Consider the following 23137-nt stretch of genomic DNA (forward strand, 5'->3'; position numbering starts at 1 on the left):
TCAATGATGGGGATCGTTTTTTTCATTTCTTTTTAACAGCTGCAATAGAAACAGTTCTAGCAGGAGCTGCTTGTCCTTTTTCCCGGTTTTCATCTCATAATCCATGACGGCAAGCTGTTCAATGATTGACCGAAGCTCCTCCTCTGAAAAAAGCCTTGCTTGATCCATCGCCAGCTTTACACGAAATGGGTGAACTTTTAAATTAGAAGCAATTTGTTTTTGACCGTATCCTTGTTCCGCGAAGTACTTTGTTTGGAGAATCAGCCGGAACTGATTCGAAATAAGCGCCATAATTTTGATCGGTTCTTCATTTTGTTTGAGCAAATCATAAAAAATTTGCAGGCTCTCCGTTCGTTTCCGGTTCACAATTTTATTGATCAACTCAAAAATATTTTGTTCAAGGCTTCTCGCAACAAGCATTTTTACATCATCCAGCGTAATTTCTTCACGATCTCCAATAAACGTGCAGAGCTTCTGAATCTCCTGAAAAATCGATGACAGATGTCCGTTCACAAGCAGAACCAAATGCTCCGCCGCTTCGGTGCCGATTGTTTTTTGCTCGGTTTTTGCAAGGCTGACAGTAAAATCCGTCGTCTCCTTTGCGTTTAATTCTTTCGCCTCCATCATAAACGCGTGCTTCTTTAGCGCTTTCGTCAGTTTTTTCCGCTCATCCAGCTTTTCATACGGGGCAAGCAGGACAAAGACCGTGTAAGGCGCAGGCGATTGTATATATGACTCAAGCGCACTGACGTTGTGCTCAACTTTTTCTTTTTTCTTTTCACCTGTTAAAAAATATGGATTTTTCACGATGACAAGACGGCGCTCCCCCATAAACGGGAACGTTTCAGCATCTTCAATCGCTTGATCCAGCGGGTCCTCTTCCAGGTCAAAAACGGATAGGTTGAAATCCTTTGTCTCCTGATCAATGACCGTCTGCCTAATCCTGCTGACGGTTTCTTGGAGCAGATACGTTTCTTTTCCGTATAAACAATAAACCGGATGGACATCTCCTTTTTTCAGGCTTTTCCATACATCAAATACCATTATTGTACGACTTCCTCTCTTTCATCATCCCCTTCTATCCTAAATTGAGTTTGCAAAATAGTAAAGAGGAAGCCTGACTGCTGCTTCCCCATTTATATTAAACGCCAGTTCGCAAGCCCCCGGGACAGCTTGTAAAAAGGCGATAATCACCAGAACAGAAAACGTTACCTTAGCTTCTAGATTTTTCAAAACGATTCGATTATACTTAAATCAGTCAGGAGGGATAAAGTTGAATGATTTTGAAAAAAACGTTCAAAGCAAACGAAATGATGCTGTAGATTCAGCTGTTGGTTTTGTTGTGTCCTTCGGATTTTTCGCCTTCTTGTTTGTCATGGCAACGGTTATTCACCTGGTTGGTTCATAACAGCGACTGCCCGGGCTGCTGATTTCTCGGCAGTCTTTTTTTAGTTCGTCTCTGTTATATCTGATGTATCATATGGAGGATAGACAGAAAAGGTTCCAACTCTGTTTTTATATCTATATTGGATTGTTCCGCTTTGATCCGTGCGCAGAACGCGGATGGAATGTCTCTGTAATATGTCCAGAACTTCTTGATGCGGGTGATGGTACCGATTGTTTTCTCCCGCTGAGATAATGGCCGTTTTCGGCTGAAGCTGTTTGATAAATTCTTCACCAGTAGAGCCTTTGCTTCCATGGTGCCCCACCTTTAACACGTCTGCTTTTATATGCGGAAATACATTCATTACCTCCTGTTCTCCTTCTTTCTCCAGATCACCCGTCAAGATCCAGCTCATACCGCCCATTTTCATCCACAGAACGAGAGAAGAATTATTTTTGCTTGCCGGATCAGGTGTTTCCGGTGACAGTACTTGAAACTGCAAATCCTTTATTTGCAATACATCGCCTCGCTTCACCTCCTCTATTGTCACGCCCTCTTCTCTGGCTGCCCGCAGCACTTTCTCGTCTTTAGGTTCAGAAACGAACCCTTTTGGAATCACGAGGCGCTTCACTTTATGATGCTTCAGCAGAGTCTCCGCCTCTCCTATATGATCTTGGTCAGCGTGCGTCAAAATCAAAGCATCAAGCTGTTTGACTCCCTTAGCAGTTAAAAACGGGATCAGCACCTTTTCCCCCAGTGAAAACGGATGGTGTTTTTCCCGCCAAGGCTCTGACGAGTAAGACAAAGTGCCGCCAGTATCAATTAAGACATGCCCCCGCTGATGCGGTGCACCTACATACATGCTGTCACCTTGCCCAATATCAATCATATCCACTTCTCCTTCGGAACTAAGACGCGGATATACAAAGAGAAGACAAAGCGCCGCGCAGCAAATGCAGCCAGTTACCATCAGCTGCGAGAAGGAGCGTTTTTCAATCGCCAGAAGTAATAAGATAATCGTGACTGTGAATAAAAAGAGCAGAGCAGGTTCAGGACGCGCAATGATGATCGTGAATACATCAATCTCTGCAATTTTTGTGATCAGCGTGTTGGTCCAGCTCATCAAAAAATCAAACCAGCTGAAGAACAATCGACCAGCCGAAGCAGAAAGGCTTAATAGAAAAACACCTGCTATAGCCCCCGGCAAAACACAGAATGTATAAAAAGGAACCAGCACCATGTTCATCGGTATACTAATCATAGAAAACTGCTGGAAATGATACAGGAGAATAGGAAGTGAGCCCAGCTGAGCGATCATCGATACCATTGTCAGCTGGCCCAGGGAGGTTTTTGCTTGCCGGAAAATAGAAGAGGAAAGAATTAAAGAAAAACTGACGGCGAATGACAGCTGGAAACCGGCCTCAAAGAGATGATAAGGATTGAAGAGCAAGAGGACGATGTATGAAAGACAGATTGCACCAGTTGAATGTATCCGCCATTTAACGAGACTTCCAGCTAAGTAAATACCCGACATCAAGGCAGCGCGAAGCACCGAAGGAGCTGCGCCTGTCACCATTACATAGAGCGGCAGTAATAACAGCAATAGGATTGACGCCTTTTCTCTTGTTATCCCTAGACGGATCATGATATAAAACAATCCGGCTGTCAAAATGCCGACGTGGAGTCCTGAAATCGCCAAGAGATGGACGACACCAAGCTTTTGATACGCGTTAAGCACTTCGTCCTCCACATAAAATCGGTCACCGACTGTAAGTGCTTGTACGATTCCTGCCGTATCAGGAGGCAGCAGGCCGTTTGTGAATGATACGATGTATTTTCTCAAACTGAGCAGCTTATGCCTGAAATTTGCAGGTCCGCTGCAATTTGCGATAGATGTAACAGAATAGTTCCAATGAATATGCTGCCGGTAAAGATACTCATGATAATCAAATGTGCCCGGCACAGTTGCGTGTTTAGGCTCTTCCAATGAACCAGTCAATTGACATGACATTCCTGGTTCTATGTATGACAGCCGATCTTTTTCATCAGCAGACTGAATGCGATGTGAAGCGGCCCATTTTTCGCCATCAGGCGTCTTAACCACCATAGACATACGGTCTCCGTCAATTTTAGGAATACTGTTAATCACTGCCTTGAATTGATAGGTGCCCTGCTGATATGAAGAGACATTCCGGGAATCTGTGACCGTATACAGCGCAAAAAACAATACAAAAGAGAAGAAACAAACCAAAAAGAGAGAACCGTGTCTCGTTTTGATGAAAATGATGAGGAGAAAGAGGAAGAAAAGAAAAACAGCGGAGAAATAAGCGGCGGCAGTAATTCCAGCCGTTGCTGAAGCTGCCGCCAAAGGCAATAACAAACGCGAATTACGCATCAATCACACGTAGCTCGTGAAAAGTGTATTCGCCTGTTCATGTATCTTTTTCAAATCTTCCTCCGCAAGACCGGCATCCGCCAGTTTTTCTAAAAGACCCGCTACAAATGAAAGCTTTTCCCTGTTTTTCAGGTCAACGATCATTTCATCGAGTTCAACCTGTTCAACAGTTACACCCGCCTGTTCAAATAATTCCTGTGCATACGGATTTGTTTTGTAGTCCTCAGCATAATAAACTGTTTTGATGCCCGCTTGAATGATAGATTTACAGCATTGAATGCACGGATAATGCGTCACATAAATCTCCGCACCATCAGTCGGCACTCCAAACTTAGAGCATTGAAGAATGGCATTCATTTCAGCGTGAATCGTTCTTGCGCAATGATCATCTATCATCAGACATCCTTCGTCTGCACAATGCACGCCGCCCGCGATTGATCCGTTATAGCCTCCTGCAATCATGCGTTTGTCTCTGACTATAGTAGCGCCGACAGACAATCTCGGGCAGGTGCTGCGCAGCGCCAGTAAATGGCTTTGAGCCATAAAGTATTGATTCCATGAAATTCGTTCCACGTGTGTTCCCTCCAAATGTTGTGTTGCCTGACCTTTAGTTTACCTATCATGACGCATGACCGTCAAATCACTTTACTGTAATGGAAGACTTTATTTTCTCAAACGACTTTTCACCTATTCCTGAAACCTTCGTGATATCTTCTATTGTCTGGAAACGCCCGTTTTCTTCCCGATAGGCAACAATAGCTTCAGCTTTGGATGGCCCGACACCTGAGATGTCTTGTAATTCCTCTATAGTTGCTGTATTGATATTTACCAGCGCTCCCCCTCTCCACCGCTTTGAACCGCAACTCCGGCCCCTTGCCGCACCGCTGTCTCCTCTCCCTTTTTCGGGATATACACAACTGTCCCGTCCTGCAGAAGCTCCGCTAAATTCACTTGCTTTTCGTCTGCTTGTTCACTTGTCCCCCCTGCTTTCTCAATTGCCTGAGATACTCTGTCCCCTGTTCGCATTTCATAAACGCCGGGATGCTGAACAGCACCTTTGATGTCAATCACGATTGTTTCGTTTGACTCATCTTTCGTTGCTTCTTGTTTGACGTCCGTATTTTCTGTCTCAGTTGATACAGCTTGTTCCGGCGGCTCATTGTTTTTTTCGTTGGCAAAGAAGAAAATAACCGCTATGAAAACGGCCGCGGAAGCAGTTAAAATCATTGCTATCTTATGCTGAATCACCCAATTCATCGCGCATGTTCCCCGCTTTCGTCATATTTTATTTTTATAACACATATGGATTAGAGGATAATAGCACAAAGGAGGGGAAACCATTGAAGATAGGCTTTATCGGCACTGGAAATATGGGTACGATCCTTATAGAATCATTTATTGAATCAAAAGCAGCCGATCCCTCAAACATGACAATCACAAACCGCACAATTGAAAAAGCGTTGCATATAAAAAACCGCTACAACAGCATAAACGTAACAGAAAGTCTGGAAAAGCTCGTTTCTGAAAACGAGATGATTTTTATCTGTGTTAAGCCGCTTGATATATATCCTTTATTGGCAAGAGCACTGCCTTATTTAAAAAAGGATCATATCCTCATTTCAATCACAAGCCCAGTGCAAACCGAACAGCTTGAGCAGTATGTGCCGTGTCAAGTGGCGCGAGTGATCCCAAGCATTACGAACAGAGCGCTGTCAGGCGTTTCTCTCGTCACTTTCGGCGCAAGCTGCGGAGAATCTGCAAAAGCAAAAATCAATGAGCTGATGGAACATATCTCTCATCCGCTGCAAATTGAAAGTAACATTACGAGGGTAGCATCAGATATCGTAAGCTGCGGTCCCGCGTTTATGAGCTATCTGATTCAGCGCTTTATAGATGCAGCCGTTTCGGAAACATCCGTGTCTAAACAGGATGCGATTCTGATGTGTAAGGAAATGCTTGTCGGAATGGGAAAACTGCTAGAAACCGAATTGTACACCCTGCCTGCGTTACAGGAAAAGGTTTGCGTGAAAGGCGGTGTGACAGGAGAAGGCATTAAAGCACTGGAAAGCGGCGTGCAGGATATGTTCCACCGGGTATTTCAAAATACTCATTTGAAGTACGAGGAGGATATTTCTGCAGTGAAGAAGCAGTTTCATGTGTAGACGAGTATGTCATGCTTTTGGCTGTATTGCAAAAGCATAAAAAAGCATTTTAAAAAACCATCGTTTAGGAAACGATGGTTTTTATCTTCTGCGCCTTAAAAAATAGGCGCTCTGATTGTCCTGATGGCTCTGAATCCGTAAAATCAGCTGTCACATGATGAAGCTGAAAGCCACAGCTCTTCAGCATCTCTTCGTATTCATCCACTGGGAACGTTCTCTGCTCGTGCGTTTCATCAAAGCGGTCATACGCTTCTCCGTTCCACACAAAAAAGGACATGTCGTGAATGACAGAAAGCTCGTCACTTCCTGCAAAGCTCTGCCAAATATAGCTGATATCTTCGTCCTGGTCAGCAAAAGTGCTATCCGGAAAAATTTCGGCAATTTTATAAGATGAATGAACATCAAACAGCAAAATGCCTTCAGGCTTCAACACCCGAAATACACTTTTAAAGGTTTCGATCACATCATTTTTCGTTTTTAAGTAGTTCAATGAATCACAGCATATCGCAACAGCGTCAAACTGGCCGTCAAAGCCGCTGATCTCTCGCATATCCTGCTGAAGAAAAAGAATCGGCTGGTTACTAGAGACCTTTTGCTGGGCGTAAGAAAGCATTTCCTCACTGAGATCGATCCCTGTGACCTCGAAGCCTTTTTCAGCAAGGCGGATTGAGATTTCTCCTGTGCCGCATGCCAGATCGAGGATACGGCCTTTTTCCGGGAGAGACGCTGCAATCCACTCTGTCCATTGATCGTAGGGTGCGTGTGACATTAACTCGTCATACACGCTTGCAAAGCCTTGGTAAATCATTGGTTCATTCCAAGCTCAAGATCTGCGAGAGGAGCGTCTCCCCACAGCTTTTCAAGGTTGTAGTAGCTTCTTTCGTCTTTGTGGAAGACATGGACGATCACATCGCCAAGGTCAACGAGCACCCATCTCGCTTCATCGAAGCCTTCCATCTTTTTGACTTGAATGCCGTTTTCTTCAGCCTGATCCTTGATTTCACGGGCAATCGCCTGCACCTGTTTATCTGAATTCCCGTGGCAGATCAGAAAATAATCAGCGACCAGAGAAATACCTTCCATATCCAGTGCTAAAATATCCTCTGCCCGTTTATCATCACAAGCCGCAGCTGCGGTCTTTAAAATGGATTTTTGGTTCATTCACAAATTCCTCCTGTTCAGTTGCCAGACACAAGCCAGTTATACGTTAGAAATGTGTCTGGAAAAACCGGTTGATTTTTTTTCATCAGAAAAATCATTGTATTTTTGATCGATTGAATCAGCGCTTGATTCAAATCTGTCTCAGCAAACTTTCGCACCTCATCGACACCAGGGAAGGCACGGTTGGGCTCAATGTAATCGGCAACGTAAATGACTTTTTCTAAAAGTGTCATGCCGGGGCGCCCAGAGGTATGATACCTGATGGCGTCAAGAATGTCTTCATCTTGGACCCCCGCTTCCCTTTGGACCAAGTAAGCGCCGACCGGAGCGTGCCAGAGCTCCGGATTATAATCCAATAAATGCGAAGGCATGTTTTCGCGCGCAATAATTTGTTTCATTTCTTCTTTTGGACGGAATTTGGCGTAATCATGAAAAATAGCCGCCGTTTCCGCTTTTTTAGAGTCGGCTCCAAAACGCTCCGCAAGTTCGATCGCCGTGTTCATCACGCCAATCGTGTGGATATACCGGTGTTCGGTCAATTGCTGCTTAACGCAGGCAAGTGCCTCCTCACGATTCATATAAACCATTCTCCTCTACATACTTCTTCACTTTATCAGGGATTAAGTAGTCAGTGGGCTTCTTGCTTTTAAACCGTTCCCTTATCATAGTTGATGATACCTCAAATTCCGGAACGTCTGCAAAGAGAAGCGGATAAGGGGTTTCAACATGAAAACCGGGGCGCTTTACTCCAATAAATTGAATGAGGTTCAGCAGCTCGTCCAGCTTATACCATTTCGGCAAATATTCAATCATATCAGCACCGATAATAAAGAATAATTGATCATACGGATAACGCTGCTTCAGTAAAGAAACAGTATCAAAGGTATATGAAGGCCCTTCTCTTTCCATTTCAGCCAGCTCCAGCTTAAAGGACGGATTAGACTGAATCGCAAGCTTCAGCATTTCTACGCGATGAAAGCTGTCCGTATAGTCTTCATCCTGTTTATGGGGCGGAATTTGATTAGGCATAAACCAAATTTCATCAAGCCCCGCCTGATACAGCACCTCATTTGCCATTAAGAGGTGTCCGTTATGCGGAGGATCAAACGTGCCTCCAAAAATTCCGATTTTCTTCATTTCAACCACCTTTAAGGAAGCTCGATTTGTTTATTTTCCTTTGATTCCTTATATAACACAATTGTATTGCCGATTGTCTGCACCAATTGAGAGCGGCTTCCTTTTACGAGGGCTTTCGCAACATCGTTTTTATCCTCTTCACAATTTTGAAGCACACTGACTTTAATCAGCTCTCTCGCTTCAAGCGCCTCAGCAATTTGCTTAATCATGTTGTCGTTTACTCCGCCTTTGCCTACTTGAAAAATCGGCGTTAAATGATGCGCTTTTGAACGCAAAAAACGTTTCTGTTTACCTGTTAACATTCTGTTCCTCCTAATTTTCCTATTACAATTGATCTCATTTTTTCAATATCAGGCTCTTGTCCAGTCCACAATTGGAAAGACAATGCTGCCTGTTCAACAAACATGCCTACTCCATCAAGCGTTTTCAGGCCTTTTTGGTTTGCTTCTTTTAAAAGAGCCGTCTGAATTGGATTATACACGATATCGCATACGACGGCACCGCGGGCGGCACGCTGTAATGAAAGCGGTATGTCGCCCACGTTTGGATGCATGCCTACAGACGTTGTATGAATAATAACATCATACCGCTCAAGCCGCTCTTCCGCTTCTTTTATGCTTAACACTTCTTTATTGTGAAATGAGGGAGTGAATTCTGTAAGCTGTTTGGCTTTTTCCAGCGTCCGGTTGCAAATGTCAAACTTTTTCGGAGTCTGGCGGGCAATCGTTGTGAAAATGGCTCTTGCCGCTCCGCCCGCGCCGATCATTAAGAAAGACAGTTCAGAGATGGGCTTGTCCAATACCCTCAGTAATGACTTCACAAAGCCTTCCCCGTCGGTATTGTATCCGACAAGCTTGTCTCCCTCTCTTCTGACCGTGTTTACGGCACCGATCACTTTTGCACTCTCATCAATATGATCCAGATAATCCATGATGGAAACCTTATGCGGAACAGTCACATTAATGCCTTGTACGCCAAGTGCTCTTATTCCTTTTACCGCGTCTTCCAAATCATCTTCTTCTACTTTGAAAGCATGGTAATGTCCGTCTAAACCGAGATCTTTCAATGATGCGTTATGAATATCAGGTGACATGGAATGGGCAATCGGATTACCGATAACTCCGTACAGCTTCTTCATACTCCTCTCCCCTTTTCATTAAATTAATGAGCGCCGAACAAATACGTGAACGCCTTTTGGCGCGTAAGCAGTTATTTTTTTATCGGCGTCATGCACTGTTACCCAGCCTAACCCAGAGAAAACGATATCTGTCTTTTTATCTTTGATCGTAAACGTATGGGCGACCAGTTCCGGAAACTCATCCATTTCGTCTTTTCCCGGAGGTGTTAGCAATTCCCCTGCATGCTTTTCATAAAGAGCATCTGCATTTTCCAGCTTTGTTCTGTGAATCATCAGCTCATTCGGCATATAGCAAATAAAAGGAGATCTATCTCCTGACACATAATCAAACCTTGCAAGTCCGCCGAAATACAATGTTTGCTGATCATTAAGCTGGAATGTGCGAGGCTTCAGCTCCTTTTTAGGAGATAGTATTTTCAGATCCTTTTTATTGACATAATGCGCCATTTGATGGTGGTTGATAATTCCCGGTGTGTCATAAAGCGCTGAACCGTCGTCCAACGGGATTTCTATTGCATCAAGGGTTGTGCCCGGAAATTGGGATGTCGTAATAATATCTTCTTCACCTGACACTTCTTTAATAATCCGGTTAATAAAAGTTGACTTCCCTACATTGGTACAACCGACAACATAGACGTCTTTGCCGTTGCGATAATACTCAATCGCATCAATCACTTCTTTGATACCCTGGCCGCGTCCAGCACTGACTAAAAATACGTCAACCGGTTTTAAGCCAAGCTCTTTCGCTTCACGCTTCATCCATTGGATCAGACGCTCTCTTTTTAGCGACTTAGGCAAAATATCGGCTTTATTGCCAACCAATAGGATAGGGTTTCCTCCCACCAAGCGCTGAAGCCCATTGATCCAGCTGCCGTTAAAATCAAAAATATCAACAATTTTAACAACAAGAGAATCCGTTTCCCCGATACCGTGAAGGATGTTTAGAAAATCATCATCCGTTAAGGAAACGTCTTGTATTTCATTATAGTTTTTCAGTCTGAAACAGCGCTGGCAAATCACATTTTCTTTCGTAAGCGATGCAGGCGGCGCGTATCCCAGACCTGTTTTGTCTTCGGTTTGGATTGCAACTCCGCATCCGATACAAACAACCTTTTCCATTTCTTACTCCTCCCACTGAATGTGCCCTTTTCGTTTGAGAGCACTCAGTATTCTGCGTTCGACCTGGCGGTTAAAGCGCGTAATGAATCCGTCAGAGGAAGCAACAGGTACGACCAGGATTGTATGATAGCCGTTTCGATTTCCCCCGAGCACATCGGTCAGCAGCTGGTCTCCGATGACAACACAGTCCTCTTTTTTCAGTTCCATATTGCGCACCGCTCTGTTAAAAGCTTTGCCCATCGGTTTTCTCGCTTTATAGATGAACGGGATTCCAAGCGGTTCGGAAAAAAGTTTTACTCTTCTTTCATTATTATTAGAGACAATCGTCACTTTAATGCCGTGCTCCTTCATTTCTTCAAACCACTCGATCAAACGCGGCGTCGCGTTCGGCCTGTCCCACTCAACAAGCGTATTATCCAGATCAGTAATGATTCCTTTTACATTTCGTTCCTTTAACTTCTCAGGTGTAATATGAAAAATATTTTTTACAAACTCGTCAGGTAAAAAAAACTTTTTTAACAAAACCCGCACCCTTCCCTTTTCTTTCTCTTTCAAATGATTGTCGAAAAAAATCGAACTTGCGATTAAAGAAAAACTGAGCAAAAAAATTTCGACAAAAATTGGGTTTCTTCACCAGGTGTGGATAAAATTACACACACTATCCACTCTTATTACATCACTCTTTAGACAAATTATAAACACGATACTCACAAGTTATCCACTTTCTGGTGTGGATAACAGAACGATTGTTCTTATTTGCAATTCATGGTAGATTAAAGATAACTTCAGCCACAGATGAACGCAACTTATCAATGTATGCGTAAAAATCATGAATGATTCCAACTTTTAAGGAGGTGTCTCTCCCATTAATTGGGTTCCTAGCATGAGAAAACTGTCTGATGAATTACTAATAGAATCTTATTTCAAAGCCACCGAAATGAATTTAAACCGAGACTTTATCGAGTTAATTGAAAACGAAATAAAAAGAAGATCGCTCGGACATATTATTTCCGTATCTTCTTAATAGAAATTTGTCTATTTTTTCCGGGCGTATTTCCTTTTTTTACTCAGATGACTGATATTATATCACTTCGGTTACGGGCTTTACTACTGTTTTCAGCAAAAAACACCCCTAAAAAGAGGTGTTTTAAAGGGCTGGTTACTATGCTAGCCAATATATGCCGCCCACAACCAGGAGAACAACAACTAAAACAACGATAAAAGCGTATCCATATGCTCTGCCGGCTCCATATGGCCAGCTGCCGAAAGGGTACGAATAGGAATAACCGCTGCACATGTGAAGCGCCTCCTTACATAAGGTTTTATACAGCCTATGTAGAAGAAATAAAAAGGCTTAGGCCGTTGTCCATCTCAACGCTTTAGAACCTGCTCATCTTGAATTCCTTCATATACGATTCTTGCTCCTTTAGGTGTCATATGATTGCCTGAAGGATCTATCAGACCGGATTGGATCAGCGCTTCATCAGTTGCTTTTCCGCCGTCTGCTTCTATAAAATGCTCCCAGTTGTCTACAAGAGGGACATCCAGGCGCTTCGATACATCTCTTGTAATATCGTTGTATGCATTGTGCCAATTCCTCGCCCCGCCTTTCGGTTCAAAGGCAGCTGCTTTATATCTGGAATAGTAAAACAGATGGTGCTTCCCGTTTCCTTCAATAATTGGAATACACGTCATTAAGATGGGCTTGATCCCGTGTTTTCTGCTTTCTTTAATAAAATAAACCAGATTTTCTCTAAAACGCTGCTTCGACACTCTCGGTTTCCCCTCAGTCAGGATCGCGGCGTCATTCGTGCCGAACATAATAAACAAATGCTTCGGTTTTTGATCCAGCACATCTGTCTGAAACCGCAGACGGGCATCCTCTGTCGTCTGTCCGCCGATTCCCGCATTGAGTATATCAAGCTTTCCGCGTTCAGCCGTTTTTAATATGTTAACCCACTGCTGTGCTTTTGGATAATCGCGATAATCCCAATTAGAGCCTCGCGTATTGCTGTCACCAAATGCTACAACGTCTTCGTATCCCCCTCCCTCGCATCCTGCTGTAACGAACAGCAGAAGGAAAAGGATGAAAAAATGCTTCATCTTTACACCCCCAAAAGCCTCACCTTAATGTTATACTTCTGTTTCCCTTCATTCAACGAAGAGTTTTTTCGTTACCATTGTTTTTTCCTATAGTTAACGTGTCCCCCTAGGTGAAAATCATTCTGCTTTCATTTCGGCATATCAGGTGATTCTTTTCAAATTCCCTTCTTCTCAATCGAAAAAACACGGGAAGCCATAGGGAAGAGAATAACCTGAATCCGCACTGGAAACAGGCTATTCCTTAATCCAACATTCACTTTAACTTCGATTTAAGCTTGGCCTTTGTTTTTGGTCCGTAGATACCGTCAGGAGTTAATCCGTTCATGAGCTGAAAACGCTTGACGGCATTCGCTGTTTTCGGTCCGTAAACTCCGTCTATTCCATTATTTTTGGCTCTCTTATCAGGGTAAAAATGAAGTGCTGCTAAAGCCTTTTGCAGCTGAATGATTTTTGTGCCCTTTCGATAAGGCGAAGTGAGTTTGATAATCCCTGACGGCAGCGGATATGATGGAGATGACTCTTTTGGAGGTGTATCGGAGGAAGAAATTCCGTTTATAAAAGAATCCCAGTGATCCAAGAGTTTGCGCGGACATTCTTTTCCGGACCATTTTTTGTGAGGAACGACATGATTCAGCGGAATATTGTGTTCCTTCATTAGTTTTCGGATCAGCCACTGGGCATTTGCTGTTGCTTTTTCAAAATCGCCGCCAGCATTTTCACAGATTTCAATCCCGATTGACTTGCGGTTCCCTGTCCCATTTGTGCCGTCTCCCGCATGCCAGCCGTTTTCATCTATCGGAAGATGCTGATAGATGACTGAATCATCAACTGTGAAATGCCAGCTGACAGATGTGCTTGGATTTTTCACATAATTGGCATGCATTTTCGCATCCGCGCCTTTTGCGGTATTTGCTGTATTATGCACCGTAATGTAAGCAGGAGTCATCGCATAGCCAGGACGATTATCGTTCGATGCCGGTATAAAATCCTTTTTTATCGTGACCATTTCTATCCCTCCCTACTATTAAAGAATGCAGAAAACAAAGAGATGGACAGCCTATTTTACAAGATAAAAAAGAATTGTGTTCCAAACCTAAACATGGTTTTTAGTTGAACCGCTGAAATGACACCAGTTATACTAACCCTAGATGACGGAGATTTTAACTCCTGACATCACCATAGTTGGGAGTGACCGTAGAAGTGTTAAAGAAGATACTAGGTATCGTCGTAGTTATCACGATCATTGCAGTTGGTTTTTTTCAGAAAGAGGCTTGGCTTGATGCGATTAAAGCAGGAGGGATGTTTTCTGTTTTATTCAGTATGCTGCTGATTGCCGCGGATGTCTTTTTCCCCATTGTGCCGTTTGCTTTGGTTGCCGCTTTAAATGGCGCTGTGTTCGGAATGGCAAATGGGATTTGGATTACACTGACCGGCTCAATGCTTGGTACAATGATGCTGTTTTTTCTCGCCAGGTACAGCTTTAGAGATTGGGCCAGGAAAAAAGTTCAGGCCTATCCTGCCATCCAAAGCTACGAGGCTTCCTTTCATAAAAATGCGTTTACCGCTGTTTTAATAGGAAGGCTGATTCCTGTTATACCTTCACTTCTGATGAACGTGATTTGCGGGCTGAGTCAGGTGCGATGGCATGTTTTTTTCTTCGCGTCTTTCATAGGGAAGATCCCGAATATTGTCGTTGTTACCATTGCAGGCGCAAATTTCACCAGCAATAAACTGCTTTCTTTCAGCATTTACGGAGCCTATATTCTGATCATTATGCTGATCATTTATAAAAAGTTCCCTCATCTGCTTAAAGTGCAAAAAAAATAAGGAGGCGGTTCGCCCCCTTACTTTTTTTCTGTCGCATGACCTCCGAATTCGTTTCGAAGCGCAGCGACAACCTTTCCTGTAAACGTATCGTCTGTTAAAGAACAGTATCTCATCAGAAGCGACATGGCGATCACCGGAGTTGCCGTCTGCAGATCGAGTGATGGTTCTACCGTCCATTTTCCTCCACCTAAGGAATGCATAATGCCTTTGATCTGATCCAGTTTCGCATCTTTAGAGAAAGCTCGCTCAGTCAGTCCCCTAAGCCAAGAGCGAATGACAGAGCCGTGATTCCACACTCTCGCAACCTTCTCGTAGTCAAAATTAAATTGACTGTTTTCAAACACTTTAAATCCTTCACCGATAGCCGCCATCATTCCATACTCAATGCCATTATGAATCATTTTTTAAAAATGGCCGCTCCCCGCTTCACCAGCGTAAAGATATCCGTTTTCGACGGCAGTATCCCGAAACAGCGGCCCTGCAATCTCCCATGCCTCAGGGTCACCTCCCGCCATAAAACAGGCTCCATGGCGCGCGACGTTCCGGCATCAATCAAATGAATACCCGCTTCTTTCATTTGATTGTAGCGGCGAATCGATTCTTTATAATGAGAGTTTCCCGGCTTCAATGATCATATCACCTTTGCTTAATAAAGGTGTCACATCACGCAAAACAGCATCGACAACGCCATGGGGCCCCATAATCCATAGGATACGCGGCGTGGCTAATGAAGAAATTAACTCTGTTAGATTCGTTATCCCCTCAGCCCCATATGCTTTCAGTTCATCAACAGCCGCTTGATTCACATCATACCCGAACAGCTTGATGATCGCGGTCAATGAATTTTATGCCCATTTTCCCTAAGTCGATTAATCCGATTTTCATGTCTGTTCCTCCTGGTTGTCTAAAAAGCCTTTACTCTTTATGTTCCCTGTGAACTGTATTGTGATACGTAAAAAACAAATGCGGAGACGGGATTTTACTGCTGTAAACCCACATGCTCTTACGTTTCCAAATAACCGTCTAACTCTCCTTTTATATTCGAAATCTCAATTTATCCTTGATTTACCATCTATTTGAGCTAAAATATGTGAAGAGAATTCGATTTTTACAGTAAAAGAAGGTGACATGTTGCACGATCAATCTCACACTACCATTGGATTTACGAAAACCGCTGCATATTTTTTATACGCCGTACTTGCAATCATCGGACTTACAATCGGGTATTTTATCCCGCAGTTGGCGAAATGGGCGCTATCCCTCCCGTGGATTCCTTTTGAAGGACCGCTCCGGCTGGTCACCTCTTTTCAGGGATCACCGGCTGCATTTATCACTGCGCTGCTCGGCATGTCTGTGGGGATATGGTTCGCTCATACTGTTATTGCAATGCTGCTTTCTGTAAAGATTACAGATGACACAGTGGAATTAACCAAAGGAAAGAACGTGCAAACGATTCGTTCCCACGACATCGCACTTGTGTTTATCGATCACAAAAGGCTTGTCCTCCTGGGTACAGCCGGATATGAATTGGCACGGGAAGAAATTGATGAAAAACCAGTAAACATCGAGAAGGCCTTTAAAAAGCACCATTACGAATGGGCAGCAGCCGATCCGTTTAAAGATCAATTTCGCCGGTGGATATCTGATGCACCAGATCTCTCGCCAAGCGCCCATGCTTTATTGAAAGCTCGTCACAAAGCGCTGAAAGACGAGGAAACAGACGATGTGGAAGAATTCCGTCTTGAACTTGCACAGCTGGGCATCGTTGTTCGAGACGAAGGCACACGCCAGTATTGGCGAAAAGCAGAAACCTATCCGCCGAACATTCAGCATCGCGAAGGATCATAACAACAGAGGCTCAAGAAAGAGCCTCTTCCTTATTACTGCACAATAAACAGCACCCTGGTGCCGTCAGGATAACCGCTCATTTGATTCCCTACCCACGAGCCGGCCCCGCGATTATCAGAAGGCGTCACATATCGGACGTCAGCTCCTGCGCCGCCTTCCTCACAAACCGCCATCGGCCACTCATCCCGATCAAAACCCGGCTTCGTCGGAATTCCTTTTAATGATTCCTCCCGTCTTTTGTCTGCTCCATCCCTGTCGATGGTGCAAATATCTGAATGTCCCCCTGCAATCGCATCTTTAATATGATCCCCGGTTTCCGGATAACGAGACAGCGGAAAATACAACACTTTGTCATACAAAGAAGCGCCTTGGATCTGCTGCGGAACCATTAAACAAAGAAGAACTGCCGCAGCAAGAAACAGGCCTGCCAACCATTTTTTCATTCTCATCCCCCCATACATTTGTTCATTTCAATGTATGGGCGCATGATAAAGATTATTTTTAAAATTTGAAGGTAGTATGCTGCTCACAAAAGCCAAGCTCCCCCGCGAGAAATTTCCCGGTACAGACACAGACAGCCTCCCGCTCACATACATTTACATATAGGCTTTTGCCTACATACTTTTGTGGAGGTGACGATGGTGGCAGGTGTTTTCGCAGCGCTCGGCTTTGTTGTTAAAGAGCTTGTCTTTTTAGTATCTTACGTGAAAAACAATGCCTTTCCACAACCGCTCTCAAGCAGCGAGGAAAAAAAATACTTAGAGCTCATGGCTAAAGGGGATGAACATGCCAGAAACATGCTGATTGAGCATAATCTTCGCTTGGTCGCCCATATTGTGAAAAAGTTCGAAAATACAGGTGAGGATGCAGAGGACTTAATCTCCATCGGAACAATCGGGCTGATCAAAGGAATTGAAAGCTATTCCGCCGGAAAAGGGACAAAGCTGGCGACGTATGCCGCGCGGTGTATTGAAAATGAGATTGTAATTACAAAAGGGGGGTGCATACCCCCCTCTTTAATACGTTTCAATATATACGGTGTCAGAATTCACAACGGTAACTTCTTTCACGATAAAGTTAACAATTGTTTTTTTATCTTCAAGAGTTAAGTTATCTGCACCGATTGATTGAAAATAGTCGATGGCTCTCTTTAGAGCATTTTCACTTGAGCTTGTATCATCCAGGACTTTCATTTTTGATTGAATTTCGATACACTTTTCAGTAAGCTGGTTTTGCTTTTTTTGCAGATCAATAATTTGTGCTTTGATTTCATCAATATCTAAATCATCGTCATCGCTTAGGCTGATTAGCGTTAAAAGACGCTTACGGCCTTTTTTTGTTTTCTCTATCTCTTTTTGAATAAGTTCTAATTCGTCAGATAGGTGATTTGATTGTTCAATCTCTTTAAAAGAAGCATACTTTTGGGGATTTGTGATGAATTTAAAAATCTCCCCCCATACATGACGGTTTAGTTTATTCTCAGACATTTCTTTTCCGCAGCCGCGGTCCTTTGCTCCAGAATAATTTTTCCGACATGTATACACATAGTAGTCTTTACCGTGTGATTTTCTTTTCTTTCCTGTCATGGTATTTCCACATTTCCCGCATCTAACCAAACCCGATAACAAGTAGTTGTGAGGGCTGATACTCAAGTGTTTTCTTTTACTTTGACCTAAGAGTTCTTGAGCATAATCCCATTGTTCCGCTGGAATAATCGCTGGAATTGCAACAGTGATTTGCTCCTCTTCAGGTCTTATTTTAATAATAGATTTGTTTCCTGCTTGCTTTGAAACATAAGAACCCTCAGTGTCATATTTATACTGCTTGTGTTCACCCTTATAAGAAGAGTTCATCAATATCTGACGAACAACCTGCCTGTGCCAAACTTTGGCGCCTTTTTTTGTTTTAACCCCCATCTGAGTTAAATGTAGAGCAATACCGTTTACTCTGCCGAAAAAAGGACTTTTATGATCGGTGAAATAGTTGAAAATCATCCGAATGATTTTTGCTTCCTCTTCTAATATCTCAAGAGTTCTTTTCTCTTTAACAAATTTATAGCCATATAGTTTGGAATCTTTAATAATCATGCCTTTTTTCATTTTTTGAAGTCGGCCGCTTGATGTCCGTTCTTTGATTTTGGCTTTCTCAAATTCTGAGATTGCTCCACGCATAGCGAAAAATAATTGACCTTCAGGAGAATTGGCGTACTCACCATTTACAAAAATCAAGGGTATGTTTCGCTTTCGCAGTTCATCATCAATGATAAGCTGATTCATTAATTTCCGAGAAAGACGGTCAGGATCGTAGCAGATGACTTGACTTATAAGTCCCTTGCTTGCATCCTCCCTCAAGCGATTCAAAGCCGGACGTTCTAAAAGTTCTCCAGAAAATCCTTCATCGGCATACTTCAGTACATCCTTAGTCCCTGCTTTCTTTATGCAGGCCTCGATCTGGCTGTCGATGCTCGATCCCTTGATCGCTTGTTCCTCTGTCGATACCCTTACATATATTGCTATCACCCTTAATCTCCTTCCTATAAAGTTTTATTAAATAATGATAGCAATCGTTAATGCATTTGTCAGCTTGCGGTCCTTCGATGATTATTACCTTCATAAAAATGCATCACCCCTTGGGTAATGCTATGTAGCAAGTGTTTGTCCTAATGAGATCATTTTCAATGAGTATGAAAACATTATAAAAAACCAATAGTTTGAAACCATCGGTTTTTATCCGACATTTACTAATGCCTAAGTGTCCCCAATAAAGAGTTTTTTTAACTAGGCAAATAAAATGCCACTGGTGCAATGTCTGTTAGAGTAGCCAAAAAATACATTCAGTGACTTTCTGCCAACAGAACCGACCAGTTGGTTCATACTTGTAATTTATTATAAAATTCCTGAATATATTTGTTCAATGAGGCGGTGATCACCATGAATAAACTGAAACTAACAAGAATTTTAATCATCTCTTTATCAAAAAAACAATTAAAAGAATTTTTGATTTTCGAAATGATCATAGGGTCGACAGCATATTGGATTTTTAAATATAAAAATAATGTTTTTTACGAATGCATCGGGTTAGCCGGAAGTATTCTATGTCCTTTCCTTTTAAAAAAAGTAATTTCTAAAAATAAATTTGGATTCAAAAAAAATCGGATTATCACGATTAGATAAAAAAGATACCAAGGGGTATCTTTTAAATTCAGGGTTATTCATTTTACTGTTTCTTTACTTTCTAATATAGTGGTTATTGTACTTCCAACCAGAAGGTTATCAAATTATAAATAAAATAATTTGATAACCTTTTTCGTTTATTCAAACTCTTCTATAGCAAAATTTCCTACTTAATTTCAGATTCTCTTGTATTGTCCCCTTCATCGTAAACTTTTAATTTCGCTGTTAAAATCGTACACAACATAATTAAAACTGCAGATAGTCCGTAAACTCCAAACAGTGTAAGAGAATTAACTATAAAACCAGAAACAAGTGTCCCGACTAATATGCCTCCCATTAACAAAGGAGTAATAACTCCATTCGTTCTCCCAATGTATTCTACCTGTACTTCTTTAATCATAAGGGTATTAAAGACAACTTGAAAGAAGGCTGTCGTAATCCCAGAAATGATGCGAACCCCAGCTGTTAAAAGAGGAAATATGGATAATACCTCGATAATGGTTATGATTGACCATAGGATTAACGTGCTTGTTATGACATTATTACGATGTCGATCCACCCATTTTGAAGAGGTAGCTGCCAAAATCCCACCAACTAGCATGCCCACACCTTCGCAAGCTGCAAACCATTGTACGGCTTCTTTAGGTAATCCCAAACGCTCCATTGTGACAAATACATCTAACGGTTGGGTTAATCCTATTGCCATCCCTGTAAGAAGAAACATCCCAGCGATAAGACGCAAGTTTGAATGTTTAATTACATACTGAATTCCGTCTTTGAGATCCTCCATAGCTGGTCTTTTTTTAACTGTTTCTTCTCTTGATGAAGGAGGTAAAAATAACTGAATAAAAGCTGCCAGCAGAAAAATTACAAACAATATAATGAGAGAGAACTTAAGCCCTAACTGGGTATATATAAATGTGCCAGCAATCGGACCAAATATCGTAAATACAGACATAAGGCTTTGGGTAATACCAATAGCTGCCCCAACTTGTTCGGCTGGTACATGTTTCCTAAATAATACAGAGGAAGAAGGCTGAGAAAATTGGCTAACAATTGCTGAGACTACGGTAGCAGCAAATACAGCCTGCCATAAACCTAATGATACGAGAGCTAATATTATCAACATCGATATTGCACTCAATGTATCCCCTAATATTACAGTTTTTTTTGGATTCCAACGGTCAGCAAATGTTCCACCTAGTAAGGAAAATACGAAAATCGGAAGGTATTCAAGTGCCGTAAGTAATGAAACAGCTGTTGGATCATTATTGGTTTGGTTCATAATATAAAACAGCAAGGCCATATTCCGAATCCATATGCCGGCTTGCTGTAATAAATCGGCTGTTGCAACAATTACAAAAACCCTATTTCTTAAAAGTTGATTCAATAGATAGACCTCCTTACCTTACATTTCTGATCCACTGATTATATCGATTAGCTAGCATGCCCTTAATTATTATCATAATCATCCTTCGGTTAGAGGTGGCTACAATAATCAAACCAAGTATTGTGATTATCAACTACGTACCAGAAAAGTGTTAACCATAACCTACCTAAAAAAACTTACACAAAAGGTAATGTTGTTGATATTCTCAGTCCTGCAACAAAGTTTCCATAAATTTCACCTGTTAACTTTCAAATCAGTTAACTCAACTAAACCAGGAAATATACAGTAACTACTGTATTTCTTATTCGTTAATTAAATTTTTTTAGGAATATAATCAATATCTTAAAGTATACAGTTACCGTATAGTCAAGGAGGTATTTAAGATCAAAGATAAAAAAAGATATTTTACATCTTTCTCCTTCACATAAGGATATCAGAAGCACAAACCCGTTAAGTTACAACGGACGTGTACTCTTTCTTTAATAAAGAATTCCCACCATTCTTCCAATCGTAATAAAAATAAAGCACCATATAAAGGCACCAATTGCAGCGAATAGTGTATATGTCTTCAATTCCATCTTGCCAATACCTGAAAAGTAACACGTTACATGTCTGATTCCTGGAATGAAATATCCAAATATCAGAGAATATGGTCCATACTTTTTTAGCCAATTTTCTACTTTCAGCATTCTCTTTTCTTTCAGCCCAATCCATTTCCCGAATTTATCAATAAAAGGACGCCCTGCTTTTCTACCGATGAGATAACTAATCATCATACCTGACAACGCCCCCAAAAAGCTTACTATAATAGCAAGGGGATAATTCAATACTCCAGTATGAGTGAAGAAACCAACGATTGTCATCATCACTTCATCAGGTATGGGTAATCCTACAATTCCAAGAACTAACATCAAAAAAATAGCGATGTATCCATAACTCGTAATAAATTCTTCAATTTGCTCCATTTTTTGACCCCAAACTTTCCATTGTATTTTTTTTAAATTGTGGGAATTTGATGTTACTTACCATTAAACAAGAAATAATACCTATCCCTACTACCAAGAGTATTTGGTTATGCATAGTACTCAATGTGACAAGACAAATTCCTGCAAGTGGCGTAGGCATTCCAACAAATGTAGAGAGCTTACTTTGTTTAACATTAAATTTAGCGAGACGAAGTAAACTACAAATACTGTAAATTATCATGCATAAAACTCCGGTGATGGATAATTCATAAAGACATGTATAATAGGCAAATATGGATGGGGCTACGCCAAAGGTTACCATATCAGCCATCGAATCCAATTCTCTACCTATATCCGAAACAGCATTAAGTTTCCGGGCAATCATACCATCAAAGAAATCAAAAAACAGACCTATAAAAATAAGAGTTGCTGCAGAATAAATATCCTGAACTAATAATGAGTAAATAGCCAGAAGTCCACAAATTAAATTACCAATTGTAATTATATTAGGTATATAAATCAAATATATTCAACTTCCTTTCTAATTAAATACTTAATAATATTATAAAATTTCTTTTTTAAAAAATAAACAGACCGTACGGTTTATTATAAACTAAATAAGAAAGTTTTTAAATAATTAAGTCCTCGCAACCTTGAAATAAGGATTAAACAAAAGATTATTTCATATAGGAGGGTGATGTTGAGATAGGAGGATTACCTAATTTAAAAAGCCATTTTTGAATCCCATTATTTATGTTTAATGTTTCACACTGTCCCGTTTATTTTTTAAGAGGAGATATTTTGTTTAAATCAAAATCGTTTTTATTAATTGGTATCCTTATCTATGTTAGTACAAAGATTGCATTTTTATTTAATCCTGTTGTAACTTTTGTTTTTAAATTGTTTTTCCAATTTTTACATCAAACTTTCTTTTTTATTTACTAAAACCTGTTGTTACATTTTTAATTTTAAAAGAAAAGCACCAAAGATTACGGCCATTCTCATTATTTATCTTGTTTTTATTGAATTGTTTGGTCTTCTAATTGGAACATGAGTACCATCATTATTAAACAAATTAACTATTTTGCAGAAGAACTCCCTTGTTTATTTAAAACAAATGATGAATTCATCAATAAACTAGTGAGATTAAGATGGTTTAAGTGGACAGTTGTAAAGACGATTATCTTGAATATTACTGCATTTATTAAAATGCAGTAAGTAAAAGCGAATAATCGATAAGGGTTTGTCTTAACATAAGAAAAATAAAACTTAATTAGCTTCATCATATACAAGACATTTATTCTAAAAATATTTTAAGAATTTTAGAGTAACCAA

26 protein-coding genes and 4 pseudogenes are annotated in these 23137 nt (G+C 41.3%); 7 read left to right on the plus strand and 23 right to left on the minus strand.

What is annotated here, in order from left to right; all coding sequences use genetic code 11:
- On the minus strand, positions 1-1044 hold the full coding sequence (gene holA / locus EFK13_RS12995; protein WP_129508202.1) for a DNA polymerase III subunit delta: 1044 nt from the start codon (positions 1042-1044) through the stop codon (positions 1-3).
- Positions 1045-1083: 39 nt separating this feature from the next.
- Positions 1084-1233: a hypothetical protein gene (locus tag EFK13_RS13000; protein ID WP_129508201.1), complete on the minus strand. Its 150-nt coding sequence runs from the start codon at positions 1231-1233 to the stop codon at positions 1084-1086.
- Positions 1234-1273: 40 nt separating this feature from the next.
- On the opposite strand from EFK13_RS13000, the gene EFK13_RS13005 reads away from it, so the two are divergent.
- Positions 1274-1408, plus strand: a complete 135-nt coding sequence (locus EFK13_RS13005) for a YqzM family protein (RefSeq protein WP_003229983.1) — start codon at positions 1274-1276, stop codon at positions 1406-1408.
- A 40-nt stretch (positions 1409-1448) separates the two neighbouring features.
- Here the strand turns inward: EFK13_RS13005 and EFK13_RS13010 are convergent, their stop codons facing one another.
- The 3 genes and pseudogenes from EFK13_RS13010 to EFK13_RS13020 form a co-directional block, all read right to left on the minus strand.
- The gene (locus EFK13_RS13010) at positions 1449-3779 is read right to left on the minus strand and encodes a DNA internalization-related competence protein ComEC/Rec2 (RefSeq protein ID WP_129508240.1); all 2331 of its coding nucleotides are present in this window, start codon (positions 3777-3779) and stop codon (positions 1449-1451) included.
- Positions 3780-3782: 3 nt separating this feature from the next.
- The gene (locus tag EFK13_RS13015; RefSeq protein WP_003237106.1) at positions 3783-4352 is read right to left on the minus strand and encodes a ComE operon protein 2; all 570 of its coding nucleotides are present in this window, start codon (positions 4350-4352) and stop codon (positions 3783-3785) included.
- A 67-nt stretch (positions 4353-4419) separates the two neighbouring features.
- A pseudogene (locus tag EFK13_RS13020) lies at positions 4420-5036 on the minus strand (helix-hairpin-helix domain-containing protein).
- An 83-nt stretch (positions 5037-5119) separates the two neighbouring features.
- On the opposite strand from EFK13_RS13020, the gene comER reads away from it, so the two are divergent.
- The gene (comER, locus tag EFK13_RS13025) at positions 5120-5941 is read left to right on the plus strand and encodes a late competence protein ComER (protein WP_129508200.1); all 822 of its coding nucleotides are present in this window, start codon (positions 5120-5122) and stop codon (positions 5939-5941) included.
- A 64-nt stretch (positions 5942-6005) separates the two neighbouring features.
- Here the strand turns inward: comER and EFK13_RS13030 are convergent, their stop codons facing one another.
- The 8 genes from EFK13_RS13030 to EFK13_RS13065 are packed head-to-tail and all read right to left on the minus strand — an operon-like array spanning position 6006 to position 11018.
- On the minus strand, positions 6006-6749 hold the full coding sequence (locus EFK13_RS13030; RefSeq protein ID WP_129508199.1) for a class I SAM-dependent DNA methyltransferase: 744 nt from the start codon (positions 6747-6749) through the stop codon (positions 6006-6008).
- Positions 6746-7102 carry a ribosome silencing factor gene (rsfS, locus tag EFK13_RS13035; protein ID WP_064814281.1) on the minus strand — a complete coding sequence of 119 codons (357 nt, stop codon included), beginning with the start codon at positions 7100-7102 and terminating at the stop codon, positions 6746-6748. The genes EFK13_RS13030 and rsfS overlap by 4 nt, the downstream gene beginning before the upstream one ends.
- A gap of 17 nt (positions 7103-7119) precedes the next feature.
- Positions 7120-7680 (minus strand): bis(5'-nucleosyl)-tetraphosphatase (symmetrical) YqeK, encoded by a 561-nt coding sequence (gene yqeK / locus EFK13_RS13040; RefSeq protein ID WP_129508198.1) that lies wholly within the window; start codon positions 7678-7680, stop codon positions 7120-7122.
- On the minus strand, positions 7670-8239 hold the full coding sequence (locus EFK13_RS13045) for a nicotinate-nucleotide adenylyltransferase (RefSeq protein WP_129508197.1): 570 nt from the start codon (positions 8237-8239) through the stop codon (positions 7670-7672). Before EFK13_RS13045 ends, yqeK begins: the two co-directional genes overlap by 11 nt.
- A gap of 11 nt (positions 8240-8250) precedes the next feature.
- The gene (yhbY, locus tag EFK13_RS13050; protein ID WP_129508196.1) at positions 8251-8541 is read right to left on the minus strand and encodes a ribosome assembly RNA-binding protein YhbY; all 291 of its coding nucleotides are present in this window, start codon (positions 8539-8541) and stop codon (positions 8251-8253) included.
- The gene (gene aroE / locus EFK13_RS13055; protein ID WP_129508195.1) at positions 8535-9377 is read right to left on the minus strand and encodes a shikimate dehydrogenase; all 843 of its coding nucleotides are present in this window, start codon (positions 9375-9377) and stop codon (positions 8535-8537) included. The genes yhbY and aroE overlap by 7 nt, the downstream gene beginning before the upstream one ends.
- 18 nt (positions 9378-9395) lie before the next feature.
- Entirely contained in the window at positions 9396-10496 is a 1101-nt protein-coding gene (gene yqeH, locus EFK13_RS13060; RefSeq protein ID WP_129508194.1) for a ribosome biogenesis GTPase YqeH, read from the minus strand.
- A gap of 3 nt (positions 10497-10499) precedes the next feature.
- Entirely contained in the window at positions 10500-11018 is a 519-nt protein-coding gene (locus EFK13_RS13065) for a YqeG family HAD IIIA-type phosphatase (RefSeq protein ID WP_003226126.1), read from the minus strand.
- 361 nt (positions 11019-11379) lie between these two features.
- On the opposite strand from EFK13_RS13065, the gene sda reads away from it, so the two are divergent.
- Positions 11380-11520, plus strand: a complete 141-nt coding sequence (sda, locus tag EFK13_RS13070) for a sporulation histidine kinase inhibitor Sda (RefSeq protein ID WP_003226124.1) — start codon at positions 11380-11382, stop codon at positions 11518-11520.
- Between the two features lie 138 nt (positions 11521-11658).
- Here the strand turns inward: sda and EFK13_RS21100 are convergent, their stop codons facing one another.
- The 3 genes from EFK13_RS21100 to EFK13_RS13080 all read right to left on the minus strand — a co-directional run bounded on the left by EFK13_RS21100 (position 11659) and on the right by EFK13_RS13080 (position 13605).
- Complete coding sequence (locus EFK13_RS21100) at positions 11659-11793, minus strand: hypothetical protein (RefSeq protein WP_283107553.1); 135 nt, start codon at positions 11791-11793, stop codon at positions 11659-11661.
- Positions 11794-11867: 74 nt separating this feature from the next.
- Positions 11868-12599 carry an SGNH/GDSL hydrolase family protein gene (locus tag EFK13_RS13075; protein ID WP_129508193.1) on the minus strand — a complete coding sequence of 244 codons (732 nt, stop codon included), beginning with the start codon at positions 12597-12599 and terminating at the stop codon, positions 11868-11870.
- A gap of 253 nt (positions 12600-12852) precedes the next feature.
- Positions 12853-13605, minus strand: a complete 753-nt coding sequence (locus EFK13_RS13080; protein WP_129508192.1) for a peptidoglycan recognition protein family protein — start codon at positions 13603-13605, stop codon at positions 12853-12855.
- Between the two features lie 194 nt (positions 13606-13799).
- On the opposite strand from EFK13_RS13080, the gene EFK13_RS13085 reads away from it, so the two are divergent.
- Positions 13800-14426: a TVP38/TMEM64 family protein gene (locus EFK13_RS13085; protein ID WP_129508191.1), complete on the plus strand. Its 627-nt coding sequence runs from the start codon at positions 13800-13802 to the stop codon at positions 14424-14426.
- A 17-nt stretch (positions 14427-14443) separates the two neighbouring features.
- Here EFK13_RS13085 and gnd read toward each other — a convergent pair.
- Positions 14444-15311 (minus strand): annotated as a pseudogene (gnd, locus tag EFK13_RS13090) (phosphogluconate dehydrogenase (NAD(+)-dependent, decarboxylating)).
- Between the two features lie 243 nt (positions 15312-15554).
- On the opposite strand from gnd, the gene EFK13_RS13095 reads away from it, so the two are divergent.
- Positions 15555-16274: a YqeB family protein gene (locus tag EFK13_RS13095; RefSeq protein ID WP_129508190.1), complete on the plus strand. Its 720-nt coding sequence runs from the start codon at positions 15555-15557 to the stop codon at positions 16272-16274.
- Positions 16275-16306: 32 nt separating this feature from the next.
- Here EFK13_RS13095 and nucB read toward each other — a convergent pair whose 3' ends face one another.
- On the minus strand, positions 16307-16717 hold the full coding sequence (gene nucB / locus EFK13_RS13100) for a sporulation-specific Dnase NucB (protein WP_129508189.1): 411 nt from the start codon (positions 16715-16717) through the stop codon (positions 16307-16309).
- 195 nt (positions 16718-16912) lie between these two features.
- Here nucB and EFK13_RS13105 point away from each other — a divergent pair.
- A pseudogene (locus tag EFK13_RS13105) lies at positions 16913-17263 on the plus strand (sigma-70 family RNA polymerase sigma factor); the annotation flags it as partial.
- A 27-nt stretch (positions 17264-17290) separates the two neighbouring features.
- Here EFK13_RS13105 and spoIVCA read toward each other — a convergent pair.
- Positions 17291-18751, minus strand: coding sequence for a site-specific DNA recombinase SpoIVCA (spoIVCA, locus tag EFK13_RS13110; RefSeq protein WP_225514266.1), 1461 nt, complete (start codon positions 18749-18751; stop codon positions 17291-17293).
- Positions 18709-18887, minus strand: a pseudogene (locus tag EFK13_RS13115) (hypothetical protein). The gene spoIVCA and the pseudogene EFK13_RS13115 overlap by 43 nt, the downstream one beginning before the upstream one ends.
- Positions 18888-19204: 317 nt before the next feature.
- On the opposite strand from EFK13_RS13115, the gene EFK13_RS13120 reads away from it, so the two are divergent.
- On the plus strand, positions 19205-19447 hold the full coding sequence (locus EFK13_RS13120) for a hypothetical protein (protein ID WP_010330740.1): 243 nt from the start codon (positions 19205-19207) through the stop codon (positions 19445-19447).
- Between the two features lie 166 nt (positions 19448-19613).
- On the opposite strand, the gene EFK13_RS13125 is transcribed toward EFK13_RS13120, so the two are convergent.
- The 3 genes from EFK13_RS13125 to pssA all read right to left on the minus strand — a co-directional run bounded on the left by EFK13_RS13125 (position 19614) and on the right by pssA (position 22325).
- The gene (locus tag EFK13_RS13125) at positions 19614-20837 is read right to left on the minus strand and encodes an MFS transporter (protein WP_010330741.1); all 1224 of its coding nucleotides are present in this window, start codon (positions 20835-20837) and stop codon (positions 19614-19616) included.
- A gap of 479 nt (positions 20838-21316) precedes the next feature.
- Positions 21317-21802: a DedA family protein gene (locus EFK13_RS13130; RefSeq protein WP_010330742.1), complete on the minus strand. Its 486-nt coding sequence runs from the start codon at positions 21800-21802 to the stop codon at positions 21317-21319.
- Complete coding sequence (pssA, locus tag EFK13_RS13135; protein WP_044428814.1) at positions 21789-22325, minus strand: CDP-diacylglycerol--serine O-phosphatidyltransferase; 537 nt, start codon at positions 22323-22325, stop codon at positions 21789-21791. The genes EFK13_RS13130 and pssA overlap by 14 nt, the downstream gene beginning before the upstream one ends.
- Positions 22326-23137: the final 812 nt, after the last annotated feature.

This window comes from Bacillus cabrialesii (assembly GCF_004124315.2).
Taxonomy (GTDB): domain Bacteria; phylum Bacillota; class Bacilli; order Bacillales; family Bacillaceae; genus Bacillus; species Bacillus cabrialesii.

Excerpts from the sequence above, each read along its gene's own strand:
- holA (WP_129508202.1), bottom strand. The coding sequence starts at position 1,044 with ATGGTATTTGATGTATGGAAAAGCCTGAAAAAAGGAGATGTCCATCCG.
- EFK13_RS13010 (WP_129508240.1), bottom strand. The coding sequence starts at position 3,779 with ATGCGTAATTCGCGTTTGTTATTGCCTTTGGCGGCAGCTTCAGCAACG.
- EFK13_RS13030 (WP_129508199.1), bottom strand. The coding sequence starts at position 6,749 with ATGATTTACCAAGGCTTTGCAAGCGTGTATGACGAGTTAATGTCACAC.
- rsfS (WP_064814281.1), bottom strand. The coding sequence starts at position 7,102 with ATGAACCAAAAATCCATTTTAAAGACCGCAGCTGCGGCTTGTGATGAT.
- yqeK (WP_129508198.1), bottom strand. The coding sequence starts at position 7,680 with ATGAATCGTGAGGAGGCACTTGCCTGCGTTAAGCAGCAATTGACCGAA.
- EFK13_RS13045 (WP_129508197.1), bottom strand. The coding sequence starts at position 8,239 with ATGAAGAAAATCGGAATTTTTGGAGGCACGTTTGATCCTCCGCATAAC.
- yhbY (WP_129508196.1), bottom strand. The coding sequence starts at position 8,541 with ATGTTAACAGGTAAACAGAAACGTTTTTTGCGTTCAAAAGCGCATCAT.
- aroE (WP_129508195.1), bottom strand. The coding sequence starts at position 9,377 with ATGAAGAAGCTGTACGGAGTTATCGGTAATCCGATTGCCCATTCCATG.
- yqeH (WP_129508194.1), bottom strand. The coding sequence starts at position 10,496 with ATGGAAAAGGTTGTTTGTATCGGATGCGGAGTTGCAATCCAAACCGAA.
- sda (WP_003226124.1), top strand. The coding sequence starts at position 11,380 with ATGAGAAAACTGTCTGATGAATTACTAATAGAATCTTATTTCAAAGCC.
- EFK13_RS21100 (WP_283107553.1), bottom strand. The coding sequence starts at position 11,793 with ATGTGCAGCGGTTATTCCTATTCGTACCCTTTCGGCAGCTGGCCATAT.
- EFK13_RS13075 (WP_129508193.1), bottom strand. The coding sequence starts at position 12,599 with ATGAAGCATTTTTTCATCCTTTTCCTTCTGCTGTTCGTTACAGCAGGA.
- EFK13_RS13080 (WP_129508192.1), bottom strand. The coding sequence starts at position 13,605 with ATGGTCACGATAAAAAAGGATTTTATACCGGCATCGAACGATAATCGT.
- EFK13_RS13095 (WP_129508190.1), top strand. The coding sequence starts at position 15,555 with ATGTTGCACGATCAATCTCACACTACCATTGGATTTACGAAAACCGCT.
- nucB (WP_129508189.1), bottom strand. The coding sequence starts at position 16,717 with ATGAAAAAATGGTTGGCAGGCCTGTTTCTTGCTGCGGCAGTTCTTCTT.
- EFK13_RS13120 (WP_010330740.1), top strand. The coding sequence starts at position 19,205 with ATGAATAAACTGAAACTAACAAGAATTTTAATCATCTCTTTATCAAAA.
- EFK13_RS13130 (WP_010330742.1), bottom strand. The coding sequence starts at position 21,802 with ATGGAGCAAATTGAAGAATTTATTACGAGTTATGGATACATCGCTATT.